16 protein-coding genes and 1 pseudogene are annotated in these 13,083 nt (G+C 59.6%); 8 read left to right on the top strand and 9 right to left on the bottom strand.

The window, feature by feature from the left end:
* Nucleotides 1-36 precede the first annotated feature (36 nt).
* Nucleotides 37-498 (top strand): YbhB/YbcL family Raf kinase inhibitor-like protein, encoded by a 462-nt coding sequence (locus HY028_09745; protein ID MBI3345116.1) that lies wholly within the window; start codon nt 37-39, stop codon nt 496-498.
* A 57-nt stretch (nt 499-555) separates the two neighbouring features.
* Entirely contained in the window at nt 556-1,725 is a 1,170-nt protein-coding gene (locus HY028_09740; GenBank protein MBI3345115.1) for a phosphatidylserine/phosphatidylglycerophosphate/cardiolipin synthase family protein, read from the top strand.
* Between the two features lie 24 nt (nt 1,726-1,749).
* Here HY028_09740 and HY028_09735 read toward each other — a convergent pair whose 3' ends face one another.
* Complete coding sequence (locus HY028_09735) at nt 1,750-2,637, bottom strand: phosphoribulokinase (GenBank protein ID MBI3345114.1); 888 nt, start codon at nt 2,635-2,637, stop codon at nt 1,750-1,752.
* A 194-nt stretch (nt 2,638-2,831) separates the two neighbouring features.
* Between HY028_09735 and HY028_09730 the strand changes: the two genes are divergently transcribed.
* Together HY028_09730 and HY028_09725 are read left to right on the top strand one after the other, a co-directional pair.
* Nucleotides 2,832-3,020: a hypothetical protein gene (locus HY028_09730; protein ID MBI3345113.1), complete on the top strand. Its 189-nt coding sequence runs from the start codon at nt 2,832-2,834 to the stop codon at nt 3,018-3,020.
* On the top strand, nt 3,017-3,232 hold the full coding sequence (locus HY028_09725; protein ID MBI3345112.1) for a hypothetical protein: 216 nt from the start codon (nt 3,017-3,019) through the stop codon (nt 3,230-3,232). The genes HY028_09730 and HY028_09725 overlap by 4 nt, the downstream gene beginning before the upstream one ends.
* Before the next feature lie 254 nt (nt 3,233-3,486).
* Here the strand turns inward: HY028_09725 and HY028_09720 are convergent, their stop codons facing one another.
* The 6 genes and pseudogenes from HY028_09720 to HY028_09695 form a co-directional block, all read right to left on the bottom strand.
* Nucleotides 3,487-3,975: a hypothetical protein gene (locus HY028_09720; GenBank protein MBI3345111.1), complete on the bottom strand. Its 489-nt coding sequence runs from the start codon at nt 3,973-3,975 to the stop codon at nt 3,487-3,489.
* Nucleotides 3,972-4,817, bottom strand: coding sequence for an FAD:protein FMN transferase (locus tag HY028_09715; GenBank protein ID MBI3345110.1), 846 nt, complete (start codon nt 4,815-4,817; stop codon nt 3,972-3,974). The genes HY028_09720 and HY028_09715 overlap by 4 nt, the downstream gene beginning before the upstream one ends.
* The gene (locus HY028_09710; GenBank protein MBI3345109.1) at nt 4,804-5,337 is read right to left on the bottom strand and encodes an FMN-binding protein; all 534 of its coding nucleotides are present in this window, start codon (nt 5,335-5,337) and stop codon (nt 4,804-4,806) included. The genes HY028_09715 and HY028_09710 overlap by 14 nt, the downstream gene beginning before the upstream one ends.
* Nucleotides 5,337-5,987 (bottom strand): hypothetical protein, encoded by a 651-nt coding sequence (locus HY028_09705; protein ID MBI3345108.1) that lies wholly within the window; start codon nt 5,985-5,987, stop codon nt 5,337-5,339. Before HY028_09705 ends, HY028_09710 begins: the two co-directional genes overlap by 1 nt.
* A 5-nt stretch (nt 5,988-5,992) precedes the next feature.
* Nucleotides 5,993-8,826 (bottom strand): annotated as a pseudogene (locus tag HY028_09700) (Tn3 family transposase).
* 4 nt (nt 8,827-8,830) lie between these two features.
* Nucleotides 8,831-9,421: a recombinase family protein gene (locus HY028_09695; protein ID MBI3345107.1), complete on the bottom strand. Its 591-nt coding sequence runs from the start codon at nt 9,419-9,421 to the stop codon at nt 8,831-8,833.
* On the opposite strand from HY028_09695, the gene HY028_09690 reads away from it, so the two are divergent.
* Nucleotides 9,323-9,538 (top strand): hypothetical protein, encoded by a 216-nt coding sequence (locus tag HY028_09690; GenBank protein ID MBI3345106.1) that lies wholly within the window; start codon nt 9,323-9,325, stop codon nt 9,536-9,538. The two genes, HY028_09695 and HY028_09690, sit on opposite strands and share 99 nt — an antisense overlap.
* A 152-nt stretch (nt 9,539-9,690) precedes the next feature.
* Nucleotides 9,691-10,047: a transposase gene (locus HY028_09685; GenBank protein ID MBI3345105.1), complete on the top strand. Its 357-nt coding sequence runs from the start codon at nt 9,691-9,693 to the stop codon at nt 10,045-10,047.
* Between the two features lie 45 nt (nt 10,048-10,092).
* Here the strand turns inward: HY028_09685 and HY028_09680 are convergent, their stop codons facing one another.
* Nucleotides 10,093-10,719 carry a hypothetical protein gene (locus HY028_09680; GenBank protein ID MBI3345104.1) on the bottom strand — a complete coding sequence of 209 codons (627 nt, stop codon included), beginning with the start codon at nt 10,717-10,719 and terminating at the stop codon, nt 10,093-10,095.
* 4 nt (nt 10,720-10,723) lie between these two features.
* Nucleotides 10,724-10,975: a hypothetical protein gene (locus HY028_09675; protein MBI3345103.1), complete on the bottom strand. Its 252-nt coding sequence runs from the start codon at nt 10,973-10,975 to the stop codon at nt 10,724-10,726.
* A gap of 148 nt (nt 10,976-11,123) precedes the next feature.
* Here HY028_09675 and HY028_09670 point away from each other — a divergent pair, with 148 nt between their 5' ends.
* Together HY028_09670 and HY028_09665 are read left to right on the top strand one after the other, a co-directional pair.
* Nucleotides 11,124-11,501 (top strand): hypothetical protein, encoded by a 378-nt coding sequence (locus tag HY028_09670; protein MBI3345102.1) that lies wholly within the window; start codon nt 11,124-11,126, stop codon nt 11,499-11,501.
* Nucleotides 11,502-11,579: 78 nt separating this feature from the next.
* A complete protein-coding gene (locus HY028_09665) occupies nt 11,580-12,866 on the top strand; it encodes a cytochrome C (protein MBI3345101.1) in 1,287 nt (428 codons plus the stop codon).
* The last annotated feature ends 217 nt before the right edge of the window (nt 12,867-13,083 follow it).

Raw genomic sequence — 13,083 nt, 5'->3', positions numbered from 1 at the left:
ATTGGACAGTTGCCAAGGATTCAGGAGGGCTGACGCATGACGCTGACATTGACTTCACCCGCCTTCAGCCACAATGAGGGGATTCCCTCGATCTACACCTGTGACGGCAAAAATATCTCTCCGCCCCTCGTGTGGTCCGGTGTGCCGAAGGAGGCAAAAGGTCTGGCCTTGATCGTGGATGATCCCGACGCCCCGGGACGCACCTGGGTGCACTGGGTTCTTTACAATCTGCCGCCGGAGAGTAAAGGTTTGCCGGAGGGCGTGAGGGCGCAGCAACTGCCCTCTGGAACCAAGGAAGGGTTGAACGATTTTCGCAGCACCGGTTATGGCGGCCCCTGTCCGCCTTCCGGAGAACACCGTTATGTTCATAAACTCTACGCTTTAGATATCATACTTCCCGATCTGGGCGTGCCCGCCAAGGCCAAGCTCGAAAAGGCCATGCGCGGCCATATCCTCGCCGAGGCCGAATTGGTCGGGAGTTATGCCCGATCTTCCTGATCCCGTATATCCGCGCGCGCCGGCTGCGCCTCCCCGCCACCCGTCGGTGTGCCTGGCATGAACAAGCATCTCTTACCCGCTTACCGCTTCCCCTGGCGTGCGGGCAACCGCTTCGAGTTGCTGGTTGATGGCGGCCGGTTCTATCCGCAGATGATCGCCGCCATTGCCGGCGCCCGCCGTTACATCCTGCTGGAAATTTATCTGTTCGAGTCCGGCATGGTCGCCGATCGCTTTATTGCGGCACTGACTGCGGCCGCCGCGCGCGGCGTGGCAGTCAAACTGCTGGTGGATGACTTTGGCGCGCTCGGCCTCAGCCGGCACGATCGTGCGCGCCTTACGGCAGGCGGCGTAGCGCCCATGTTCTACAACCCGCTTCATCCCGGCAAGTGGTTCCGCAATTTCGCGCGCGATCACCGCAAGCTTCTGCAAGTGGACGGGGCGGTGGCGTTTGTCGGCGGCGCGGGCATCACCGATGAATTCGATCCGCCGCATGCGGGCACGCCGGGCTGGCGCGAAACCATGATCCGCATCGAGGGACCTGTCCTTGCCGACTGGGAGGCGCTGTTCGGCGATGTCTGGAACCGGCATGCAGCACAACCACTCGATCTGCCGCCGGCGGTTGCCGCATCGGTTATACCGGCCGCCGGCACACAGGCCATGGCCGGCCGCGTCACCATCGGTCAGGGCCCCGCCAGGCAGGAGATCCAGCGCTCGCTCATCAGGCAGGTGCGCACGGCGCGCGAGCGGGTCTGGATCGCCACCGCCTATTTCATTCCGGTACGCCGCGTGCGCCGGACCCTGCGCCTGGCCGCGCGCCGTGGCGTCGACGTGCGCCTGCTGCTGCCCGGGCCGCACACCGACCACCCGGCGGTGCGTCTCGCCGGCCGCCGCTTTTATGCGGGCCTGCTGCGCAGCGGCGTGCGCATTTTCGAATACCAGCCGCGCGTGCTGCACACCAAGCTCAATCTGTGCGACGACTGGGCGTCGATCGGATCAAGCAATCTCGATCGCTGGAACCTGCGCTGGAACCTCGAGGCCAATCAGGAAGTGAAGGACGCGGCTTTTGCGCGCGCCTTGCAGGCGTTGTTCGAAGACGACTTCAACGCAAGCATCGAACACCGCTATCACGACTGGCAGCGCCGCCCGCTGCATCTGCGCCTGCGCGAACACCTGTGGGGAAAAGTGGATCGCTGGCTCCACCGTCTGGGTCGCGGACGCCAGGGTTAGATTATTCAGAGTTTCCTTAGCAGGTTACTTGTTCTTGCCTGCGATCATGTCATGAATGATGGGCGCCAGAATCAGTTCCATGGCAAATCCCATCTTGCCGCCGGGGACGACGATGGTGTTGCGGCGCGACATGAAGGAATTGCAGATCATGTTCAGCAGGTAGGGGAAATCCACGCCCTTGGGGTCGCGGAAGCGGATCACGATGAAGCTTTCATCCGGCGTCGGGATGTCGCGCGAGATAAAGGGGTTGGAGGTGTCCACCGTGGACACGCGCTGGAAGTTGATGTCGGTGCGCGAGAACTGCGGTGTGATGTAGTTCACGTAATCCGGCATGCGGCGCAGGATGGTGTCCACGATCACGTCGGCGGAATATCCGCGCTCGGCGCCGTCGCGATGGATTTTCTGGATCCATTCCAGGTTGACAATGGGCACCACGCCTATGCCCAGGTCGACATGCTCCGAGACATCGACATCGCCGGTCTTGACCAGGCCGTGCAGGCCTTCGTAGAACAGCACGTCGGAACCCGCCGGCACGTCTTCCCACGGGGTGAATTCGCCCACATTCAGGCGGGTGTTGAGGCGCTTGTTGTGTTGTGCCGCCTCTTCATCGCTGTGGATGTAATAGCGCTTCTTGCCGCTACCGGTTTCGCCATAGGTCTTGAACAGTTCGGCCAGCTTGTCGAAATGGTTGGCTTGCGGGCCGAAATGGCTGAAGTGACGATTGCCTTCGGCCTCGGCCTTTTTGACGGCTTCCTTGAAGTCGACGCGTGACAGGCTGTGAAAGCTGTCGCCTTCGACCACGGCGGCGTTGATCTTTTCGCGCAGGAAGATGTGCTCAAACGCGCGCTTGACGGTCGTGGTGCCGGCCCCGGACGAACCCGTCACCGCAATCACGGGGTGCTTCTTGGACATGCCGGAACTCCCTAAGGATTCAAATTGAAAGCGAGAATCGTCCAATTGTACCTGCGGGGAGCTGGGCTTGTCATCCAAGTCCGCGCTATCGAGAAACATTTTGAGCAGGGCGACTCGGATGATGGCGTCTTTTACAGCCCTGTCTTTCCGACGCATCCGCAGTTACGATATAGCATCGAAGAGAGGATAAGCAGATGGCACTGACACGAGCATTTCGCGAAACCGTAGTGGCGCGCGCCGAACGCGACCGCCGCTTCCGCCAAGCCATGCTGACCGAAGCGATCAACGAATTGCTGAGCGGCGATGTCGAAGCGGGCAAATTCCTGCTACGCGACTACATCAACGCCACCATCATCTTTGATATTGCAATGCAAGACCCTTGACTTTGAGACCTTTGCCGCTGGCGGCCTGGTCGTTTTGGCGGGAACGCTCGACGACAGACACGGCGCCGCGTCGTGCATTTCTGACGCTGTTGCTGCTGGCCTGGGCCACGCTCGCGGTGGCGGGTTGGGCCGAGGTGGTGTACCGCTTATGGTATCGGTGTGAAATCCTTGCCCAAAGTGGAGCAGGCGGAGTCGGGTCATCAGCACGGTGAGGATGCGCATTCTGACCATATGGAAGGCGAGCCTCAAGTTTGCGCTCACTAATGCCGATAACGCCAAAGGCGCCGCTGGGTGCATTTGAAAGTGTTGGACGAATTAGAGCATAATTTTCGGGGTTGAGTACAGATAGGTCAGGCTCGCTGAAAGTGTAGTGCCGGATGAGTTCGTCTTCGGTATCGGGTAACGCCAGCAGGCTTGCTCGCTCGGCGGCGGACAGGATCGAACGGCGGGGCATGAGGCTTCAACCTCATGATGTCGCACGTTCGGAGCGTTGGCTGCGCGTTGCCGACGCGACGGGAGCAGCCGAGCGAGAGAGCTTCCTGCGTCCCAACCAGACATGAACCGGGATGGCAAGTGCGGCGATGAGATCTGCACCGATGTGCGCCCATCGTACCCAGTCGCGCCAATCCTCACCGCCGTAATACAGCAGCAATCCGGTCGCAGCCAGCAGCGTCATAACTACCAGTGCGGCAACCCCTGAAGACAGATTGCGTCGAATGCGCCAGGCCAAGCGGATGTGCAGCGGCAACAGTCCACCGACGATGACGAGCGTGGCGGCAGCGGCGATCCCGTGCGAAATCAGCAAGCGACGCTCGGCGAGCATCCATCCCCATTGCAGTACGTCGTGCAACAACCACCAAACGATGCCGCTGATGGCCACCGCGACCAACGCCAAGTAGGTCATCCAGCGTTGCGCTTTCGGCAGCCGGATGCTGAACATGTGATGGGTAGTCATATCGTTACCATCCTGGCTCGCGCATATCTGGCAAGGCGACTGGGAAGCCGCTGCTTGATGACGGCCACTTTGGTCAATGCATCGGCCAGCATGCCGCTGCGGGCAACGACCGAAACGCTACTGGCCATCCTCACCCTGCGCCCGGTTGTCGCTTTAACAATAGCGCTTGCCGCCGCGCCACCTGACGGGTTGCGATCAACGAAGTAGGCCGCAGACGTGGCAATAGCCCCATTGGTCAGCATGCCGATCATCCGTACGTTCGCCGGATCGCTGGGGCAACGCGCCCAAACCGGCTGCGGCTCGACGCCAAAGACCCGCATGTCCCCACCCGCATTCACCAAGCCACTTGCAATACCACCCCGCTGCAACGTCTCTACGGCTTTGTCCACCGCGAAGCCTTTGGCAATGCCGCCAAGATCGAACACCACCCTTGCCGACAGTCGAATCCATCTGTACTGATCCAGATGAATGTCAGGCAGAGCGTGGCGTCGACGGACGGGCTGACCGCGAACCAGCTTGGGTAGAAGACCTGCGCGCATGAGAGGCGTACCAACATTGCAGTTGAATGCACCACCGCTCTCCAACCGCAAGCGCTGTGCCTCGCGGAGGACTTGGTAGGTCCAACGATGTACACGCAAGCGAGTCCCTGGCCGCGCCCGATTCAAGCGACCAATGTCGCTGCCGCGCCGATGAAAACTCATCAGCCGATCCACCCGCGAGATGGCGACAAACGCCGACTCGACGGCTGCTGCTACGGCGGCCTCCGAGGCATCGACAGCGCCTTGGGCGCGAATCGTCACGAATGTCCCCAGCAAAGGGCGCATGCGCTCAACGCTTGGCACCTGGCAGCCCCTTCAGCGCCAAATCATAAACAGCCAGCACCCGCCGCACCCCATCAGTGATGTGCTTGGACGACAGCGTGGCGCCAGTGATGTTAGTGATGTCCTGGTTCAGCTTGACCGGCGACGAGGCCGTCTTGCCGACGAACTGCTGTCGCCATGCCCCGCGCACCTCGGAGCCGTAGGTCTCGCGGTATTCCAGAATTTCGATCTGCTTGACGCTGCCATCGGGATTAAGCCCGACGGCGTACGTGATCAACTCGTGCCTGCCCACCACCTGGTCGATGACGAAGAAGCCTTGGCCCTCCACCGACCACACACGATTCTCTTGAAATGGCTCATACACCCCAGAGCGGGCGCGTAGCGCATCGCGCTGCTCCTGCGTCAAGCTCAGCGCAACCTGGGTGAACTTGCCGCCTGGGAACATGGCCTGCTGCGCCTGCTCGGTCGAAAAGTAGACATCGCCCCAACTGGCCGTTGAGATGACGACCAGGGGGGCCGCAATGAACGGTTCCCATCGCATCAGAACGGTACCCCGACTTTGAGCATGAACTGATCGCGTACGTGCTCATCGCCATAAATACGCCCGTCGCTGATAACCTCTTTTTGGTCATCTTGGAATCCGCTGGCCCAAGGCATCTGGGTGCGCCACGCGGCAGTCAGCCACCAGCTCTTGGTTGCGTAATGGATGTTCGGCCCGAGGAACCATGCGGAGTGATTCGCTACGCCGTAGCCATAGCCGGTGAATTCATGGTGGTTGCGGGTCTCCAGCCCGGCTGACCAATTATTCATGAAACGATAGGAGAACCCCGTCAGAACGTCCACCTCAGTGGCTTTCTCGACCGAACTGCCACGCTTATTGTTCTCAAGCGCCGTGATGAAGTTCGTGGCCCAGATCAGCCGGTCATCCAAAAAGTTCTTTTGCAGGATGAGTTTGAACTCCAGCTCCTTATTACGCGGTCCCAAGACAGGCTCGACGTAGAGCGCCAAGCCGATCGGATCCACGAGCGGGTTGGAGACCTGGTAGATGTTTTCCCACGACACCGATTCGACGCGGCTCATCTTGTAGCGGGACGTTGGATCGAAGCTGTCGGGAATATCGGTATTCGGACCGGCGGTTGTCCCGTCCATCTGGTTGGGGAAAGACCCAACAGTCGTGTCACCAGCCGCCATTTCAATTACAGCAACGCCAGTCGGGAGTTCATGTCGAGGTCAAACCGGCCATACGGGTTGACGTGTTCCCAAATTAGCGGCGTCAAGGCAGCGTAATCGCGCGGCGTCAGCTTCCCTTGCCAGTTCGGTTGCGCCAGCACCTTCTGGATCATCAGCGTGTTAACGTAGACCATGCAGTTCTGGATCAGGTGCAGCGCGAGCATGCTGACTTCGTGATCCTCACGCCGGTTACTTGCCATCTCGCCGCGACGTGCGAAGAACACAAAGTCGGTCGCCCCGTTCCACTGCTCGACCACATTCAGCCCTTCGCTGATCTCGCGGCGCAGCGATTCCTCGTGCAAGTAGCGGCACAGGAAGATGGTCTTGATCGCCTTGCCCAGCTCGGCGAACGCCTTGTAGGTCGGGTGCTGCACGTTTTTCTTGGTGAAACGCCGCAAGATGGCTTCGGTTTCCGCCGTACCCAGGCGCAATGCGGTCGTGTACTTAACCATCTGGTCGTACTGCTGCCGCACCGACTCCCAGTCGATGGGCTTGGTCAGAATCTGTTGCAGGCGTGCTCTGCCCGTGCGAATCCACGTACTGGCGATCCACCTCCATCTCGGTACAGTGATGGATCACGCCCTCGACCATCGACGCTACTTCGGACGATGACGGCGATTTGAGTTGGGAGTGGATGCACAGCGAGCTACGCTCGACGTGCCAATAGATCATGACGCCGCGCCCTCCATAGCGGACATGCCATTGCGTGGTGAGGTTCTGATCCCATGCACCGAAGTGTTTCGAGTCGGAAGCGCAGGCGGTCGTGCCGCTGCCCCAAATGGCCGGGTTACGGGCATGCAGTGTGCCATCGGCAACATGGCAATCGCCCGGCGCATCGCATCCACACTGATGTAACGCCGACGCACGTAGGCCAAATCCTTGGCTGTTGTGCCGGACTCCAAGCCCGCCATGCGCTGCAACCCGGCATTGGTGCCCAGGCCATGCAGGCACAACAGCAAGCGCGGCTGCAACACGTCGCGCCCCAAGGCTTCATACGCAGTCGGACTCTTCAAGGCGTCAGTGAAGTTCAACCGCAGGTCGGCTTCCTTGACCATATCGAGCAGGCTGGTCATCGGCCAAATGGCATTGAGTTCGGCTTTGAGCGCGGTCAGGTTGGGCGGCGCGGGCTGCGCATCGAGTGGCGTCAACGTGATCCAGCCGCCGCCCTTGGGACCGATACGAACATACGGGTTCTTTTTCAGCCCGGCGAAGGTGCTCAGCGCTTCGCGCATCTCGGCCTGCAAGTCGGCGATAAAGCGATCCGCGTCAAGCGGGAGATTCAGCGCCTGGTAGTAGTCGTCGCGGTTCTCGTCAAAGTCGGCAGGCAGGTCATCGTCGGGCTTGCGATAGCGGTTCGCGCCGACCACCCAGATTTCCTTGCAGCGCAGCCGCTCGCGCAGCGCCTCCACGCCGCGATTTCGTAGGTCACGCGGTTGACCCGATCCCGGCCAGCAGCATCCTTCTCCATCACCGCATCGCGCCACAGTCCGCGTACCACGCCATCGAGCGGCACGTCTTCGTCTGGAGGAAAGGTATGCACCTTGGTGTCGGCAAAGCGCTTCACTAGGTCGAGCGCTTGCATTACGGGGCGGCGGCGGTCGTTGTTGGAGCGGAACTCCAGCGCGGCCAGCAGCGTGGGCACCATGCGGCGGTAATGACCCTGGTACGAATTGCGGATGACGGTGCGCAGCGTGACGCGGTAGGTCGGGCCAGTGGCCTTCCACTCCTTGACCAGATCGTGCAACGTCTGTTCGCCCACCACCGGAAACACCACCTCGCGCACCACGCCGTCAGGTTTCGCCAGCGTGGCGTCGGCCAGCTCGAATAACAGGTTCTGCTTGCCAGTGACGCGCTTGAGGTCATCCAGCAATTCCCGTTCGACCTTGCGCTCGGCACGCGCGCCAATCTGGTGGATGGTTTCGATCAGCAGGTCTACCAGGTCGTCGGTCAGGGTGCGGGCGCGCAAATAGATGAAGGCGGCCAGCCAGGTCATACGCGCGGCATCGGGATGCCGACGCAGCTCATGCGGCGCTTCGACCGACACCCGCCGCCGACAGCGTTCCAGGTCGCGCGGCGAAACGCGGTCAAACAAGTTGCCGGGAAGGTCAATCCCCCTGATGAGGTTCAGTTTGGCCAACTCATCTTGCATGCTGGCGAGGCTGGGGCGACCTGGACTGCCGCGTAACGTCAGCAATACCGCAGGTGCACTGCCTGCCGCATCGTCCTGGGTGGCGTCGTCGCTGCCTGCTTTTTCCGGGCGCAGCAAGGCATCCAGCCGGTCGCGCGTGGCCGGCGACAGCCGCTCATAAACATCGGCGTGGAAACGGTCTTCATGGGCGCGCAGCGCGGTGCGAACAATGCGCTCTACCCGGTCAGGGCTTGGCGGTTCAATCGCCAATTCGCAGCAGCGCGCTTCCAGCCGTTCGATCATGGGCTCGATTTCGCCGCCAGCCTCCCCGGCAACGTGATCGCGCAGCCAGGTAGTCAGCATGTCGGCATCGGCGACCGTGGCCTCGCGGAAGCCGAAACGAACGCGAATTTCAGCGCGCAAGCGTTCCGCCGTGCGCCCGGAGAGAAAGGCTTCTCCGTCTATCGGCGTGGGCACATCGAGTTGCTTGCTCAGCGCGGCGATGCCTGGCGTTTCGACTTCGGCCTCGTCACGCGGAAACCGACCGCTCTCACGAAAGAACGTCAGCAGAATAGCGAAGCCCAGGCGGTTGGCACGGCTTTTCGTCATCACCAGCTCGCGCTCGACTGGTGCCAATGCCCATTGATCTTCCGTGCTGCCACTGTCTGCCATGCCGTTACCTTTCTGTGCGCGTCGAGGCGGGCCAGCCCACCCGCGCGAGAGTTTCGATCAAGGTGGTACGCTTCACGCCAAAGTTGCGACACACGGCCGCCTTGGACATGCCGCCGTTCAGCGCGGCGATGATGGTGTCTAGCTTCTCACCGACGATGGCGGGCGGCCTGCCGCCGATTCGACCGCGCCGCTTGGCGGCGGCCAGTCCGGCGACGACGCGCTCCTGGATCAAGGCCCGCTCGTACTGTGCAAGCGCACCGAATACATGGAACAGCAGCTCGCCCGATGCCGTGGTGGTGTCCATGCCCTCAGTCAGCGAGCGAAACGCCACCTGCTTATCCTTGAGCGTGTTCACGATGGAAAGCAGGTGCGATAGCGAGCCGCCGAGCCGATCCAGCTTCCAGACGACCAACACGTCGCCGGGGCGCACGAATTCGAGCGCCCGAGCCAAGCCGGAGCGATCGTCCTTGGCCCCGGAGGCGCGATCCTCGTACAGATGGCGGGCATCGACGCCCACAGCCAGCAGCGCATCGCGCTGCAAGTCGGTGTTCTGCCGATCCGAGTCCGACGAAACGCGCATGTAGCCAACCAACATAAGTGGATAACCATGAAAAATGAGTTTCCGTATAGTGGCGCATTGCGACAATGTTTTCCGCACATTTTTGAGGGCGTTGCGACGGCGATTTTGCTGGTTGTTGCCAACGAGTCGTAAAACATCTGTTTTGCGACATGCCAGTCAAAGTATGTCTGCAGCGTTCGGCGCGATTACGGATGACGCTGTGTTGCAGCTCGTGCGTCTCGGCTCACACAGCGAGCTTGGCCTGTAGGCGGCCGAACTCACGACAACAAGAGGAAAGGACGGGTATGGCGATCAGTATCACTGACGACGAATGGGACGAACTGGTTCCCGAGAATTTTGAGACCGCCGCTTTGCTGCGCGCGGTCGATGCCGTTGACGAGCTGCGCGGTGATTTGAACGACGGCGAGGACGGCGGGCCGCCGCAACTACGCACTGATCTGTTGAAGTTGCATCAACTGGCGATGGCCGTGTTCAACGAAGGATCGCGCAGCCAAGTCGCCGATCTATTCGAGTTCGCCGTCGATCTGGAAGACCAAGTGCTCGGCATGATGACCGCACTGGAGCAGGTACAGGAAACACTATCGCAGTTGATAGCGCTCTATCCGGAGAGCCTGTCCTACGCCAGCCTCGACGGCGACTAACTCGGATGCCGGCTGGTGTGCTCACGACTGCTCGCTTTATCTATATTAGAAGTCGTACCCAACCATGAATCGGAGCAACCCGCGCTGACTGGGAGACGTCAATCCGGAAGCCAGGCCAGCCTGCAACATCAGACCATTCGATAGATGCGATACCAGATTGACGCCCAAGTATTGCTCCGTCACATTGCTACTCGCCGTAATGCCTTTTCTGCTGTTGCCGAGCCCGCCGTACAGTTCCACGCCCAAGGTCAACTCCCGCACCGCGAGACTTCCCGAACTGCCCGGAGCGTGAGGGGCGTGACTCTCCGTGTCATGCCCCGCGCCAAGCAATCCATAGTTCAACCCAAGCGCGTACCCGTAGTCGGTGGCCTTTGTGCTGGCATTGGTCTCGTTGATCCAGTTGAACGCGGCGTTGAAGCGGTCGCTGAAGTCGTGTCCGAGAATGAGACGGGTTTCAAGAATTCCCTCGGAAGTTGCGCCAGGTTTGCCGCTTTCCGAATCGGTCCTGCCGCTGACTTCCATCATGTACTTCGTCGTGGTCTTCAGGTTCTCCCATTCGACATACAGCACAGGGTTAAGAAATGTTCCGTAGTCGAAGAACCGATACCGATTCTCCCAGCGCCAACCAGTAGCGCGATAGGGTTCACCGGGCGTCTTCTGGCCTTCAACCATGAACTCACTGGTCCATATTGTCGGTAACGCCACGTTCAACCATAAGCATTTGCGCGCTGTACGGTTGGCTGTTCTCGTCGCGGGCGAAGTCGTTCATCAGCATGACTGCCGTAGCGCCCGCCTTCTCGGTGTGATGGTTATACAGGACGAAATTCGCACCGTTGCCAGCCCAGACAGTACTGGAAAAGACGAGGGGACCGAGGAAAGCCGGCAGAGCAGATTTTTTCAGGCAACGAGGGTTCTGGTAGTTTTGCAAGACGATTCTCCGTTAGATTGTAAATGCGAATCGTTATTATTCATGATTTTGATCTATGTGTCAAATTTCAGGGTTAATGCGTTAATGGGCGCCGCTCGCGTGCTTGACATGCCGTATGGCGGGAGTAGACTAATTATCAATGTTGCGTATGAAATGGCTCAACTTGGTGCTTGCAAGCCTGCTGGTGGTGGCCCCGCTGCAGATGGCGTTTGCCCAAGTCGGGCCGAGCCATCCGGCGATGGCGCATGCTGATGGCGCTGCACATGCAGCGAATCACACAGAGCATGAGCATTCAGCGATCACTCCTATGCAGCACCAGCAGGCGGGTCAGCCATGCGGTCAGCATAAGGGGCCATGTTTGGCGTGCGCTTTGTGCGGTGCGCATTGCTCGGCATCTCTCATGAATTATGAATTTTCACCAGTAATTGTCCACTCAACCATTACCATCACACAGCCGTTATTGGCGGACATCCTCTCCCCACCCCCTCCCGGCGAACCGCCGCGCTTTTCCTTAGTTGATCTGTAAGGGTGGCTTGCGCCGCTCTCTTTTCGTTCTTGCATACAGCAAGACCAACTGCACCCATTTCGCTAAGGAGAATAAAACATGTCACATCACCATGCCAAGGCCATTAGTCTTTGGGCCCTGTTGTTACTATTGTCGAGCAATGCCCACGCCGTACCGAGCTTCGCCCGGCAGACGGGTCTCGAGTGTTCGTCTTGCCATACGGTATTCCCGCAATTAACGCCATTCGGCAGGCAGTTCAAACTGGGCGGTTATACCTTAAGCGATGCGGAGGAGGGTGAAAAGAAGCCCCTTCCTATTTCCGCCGGTGTGCAGCTTAGTTACACCTCCATCAACAAATCCGGAGCGGACGTTGAGGCGAATAAGCTTCGCATTCCGCAGATGGCCAGTCTCTACTACGCCGGTAAAATCTTCTCAAACCTCGGCGCCTTCGCGCAGTTGGCCTATGAAAAAGAGAGGCAGCAGACGACCTTGACCATGGCCGATATCCGTTACGCCAATCAGGCCACTATCGGTGATAAGCAACTCACTTATGGCCTTACCTTAAACAACATGCCTACCCTGCAGGATGCTTGGAACAGCACGCCGGCCTATATGTTCCCCTACGAGCCGGTGGCGATTACGCCGATGCCCGCTGCAGGGCTCGGCTTGGATATGGCGCTGTCCATGAAGGCGGTCGGATTGGGTGCATACACCTTCTGGAATAACTCCATTTATGTGGAGTTGAGCGGCTATCGTTCCCGTGACGGTGGTGAGATGGGCCCCATTCAGGGGGTCGCGCCGTATTGGCGCTTGGCCTACGAGAAGCAATGGGACAACAAAAGTTTCTCGGTGGGCACTTACGGGATGAGTGGCAAGGTGCGCTTAAAAGATGACATGGCGATGATGATGGGTGACACCACGCGTTACCGCGACGTCGCGTTGGACGCGCAGTATCAATACATCACAGAGCCACATATCTTCACCCTGTACGGCACCCTCATCAATCGCAGGCAGAAATACGATATGCCGGCGGCGATGATGGGCGAGCCCGCTATGCCCGTGACGGATAAATTGAACATCTTCAGGGTGAATGGCAGTTATTTCTACCAACGCCGCTACGGCTTTACCTTGGGCTACTTCACGCTGCGCGGCGATGAGGACCCTGCGTTGTATCCGATGGGGGAAGTGACCGGCAGCGCCACGGGCAGCACCGACAGCGATGGCGTAGTCATGGAGTTGAATTACCTGCCGCAGATGCACACCAAGCTCGCCCTGCAATATACCGCCTATGGCAAATTCAACGGCGCACGCAGGGATTACGACGGGTTTGGCAGAAACGCATCCGATAACAACACACTGTACCTGCTGGCTAATTTCATGTTTTGACGTTTAGGGGGCCTGCTTACGCAGGCCCCTAGGTAGCGGATAAACAAGATTATGAGTAACAATTTTATCAAAACCAGGAAGGAGCACATGGAAGCGAGGGAGCGATAGCGGACGAGCGGTGTGCGACGCCCCCCGCGTAGCCGTAGGGCCGGATGTTTTGTCGGAGTCCGCGCGGTAGCGCGGGTGGAGACAAAATAGGAGGCACCCGGCACGGCGT

Source organism: Gammaproteobacteria bacterium, assembly GCA_016195665.1.
Classification (GTDB): domain Bacteria; phylum Pseudomonadota; class Gammaproteobacteria; order SURF-13; family SURF-13; genus JACPZD01.
The sequence above is the reverse complement of the archived record's forward strand: the minus strand, read 5'-3'. Positions and strand labels throughout refer to the sequence as shown.

What these genes read in the sequence shown, in the direction of transcription:
- HY028_09680 (MBI3345104.1), bottom strand. Translation starts at nt 10,719, where the DNA reads ATGGTTGAAGGCCAGAAGACGCCCGGTGAACCCTATCGCGCTACTGGT.
- HY028_09695 (MBI3345107.1), bottom strand. Translation starts at nt 9,421, where the DNA reads ATGTTGGTTGGCTACATGCGCGTTTCGTCGGACTCGGATCGGCAGAAC.
- HY028_09735 (MBI3345114.1), bottom strand. Translation starts at nt 2,637, where the DNA reads ATGTCCAAGAAGCACCCCGTGATTGCGGTGACGGGTTCGTCCGGGGCC.
- HY028_09690 (MBI3345106.1), top strand. Translation starts at nt 9,323, where the DNA reads ATGGCGGGCATCGACGCCCACAGCCAGCAGCGCATCGCGCTGCAAGTC.
- HY028_09745 (MBI3345116.1), top strand. Translation starts at nt 37, where the DNA reads ATGACGCTGACATTGACTTCACCCGCCTTCAGCCACAATGAGGGGATT.
- HY028_09670 (MBI3345102.1), top strand. Translation starts at nt 11,124, where the DNA reads ATGAAATGGCTCAACTTGGTGCTTGCAAGCCTGCTGGTGGTGGCCCCG.
- HY028_09705 (MBI3345108.1), bottom strand. Translation starts at nt 5,987, where the DNA reads ATGGCGGCTGGTGACACGACTGTTGGGTCTTTCCCCAACCAGATGGAC.
- HY028_09665 (MBI3345101.1), top strand. Translation starts at nt 11,580, where the DNA reads ATGTCACATCACCATGCCAAGGCCATTAGTCTTTGGGCCCTGTTGTTA.
- HY028_09740 (MBI3345115.1), top strand. Translation starts at nt 556, where the DNA reads ATGAACAAGCATCTCTTACCCGCTTACCGCTTCCCCTGGCGTGCGGGC.
- HY028_09710 (MBI3345109.1), bottom strand. Translation starts at nt 5,337, where the DNA reads ATGCGATGGGAACCGTTCATTGCGGCCCCCCTGGTCGTCATCTCAACG.
- HY028_09685 (MBI3345105.1), top strand. Translation starts at nt 9,691, where the DNA reads ATGGCGATCAGTATCACTGACGACGAATGGGACGAACTGGTTCCCGAG.
- HY028_09720 (MBI3345111.1), bottom strand. Translation starts at nt 3,975, where the DNA reads ATGACTACCCATCACATGTTCAGCATCCGGCTGCCGAAAGCGCAACGC.
- HY028_09730 (MBI3345113.1), top strand. Translation starts at nt 2,832, where the DNA reads ATGGCACTGACACGAGCATTTCGCGAAACCGTAGTGGCGCGCGCCGAA.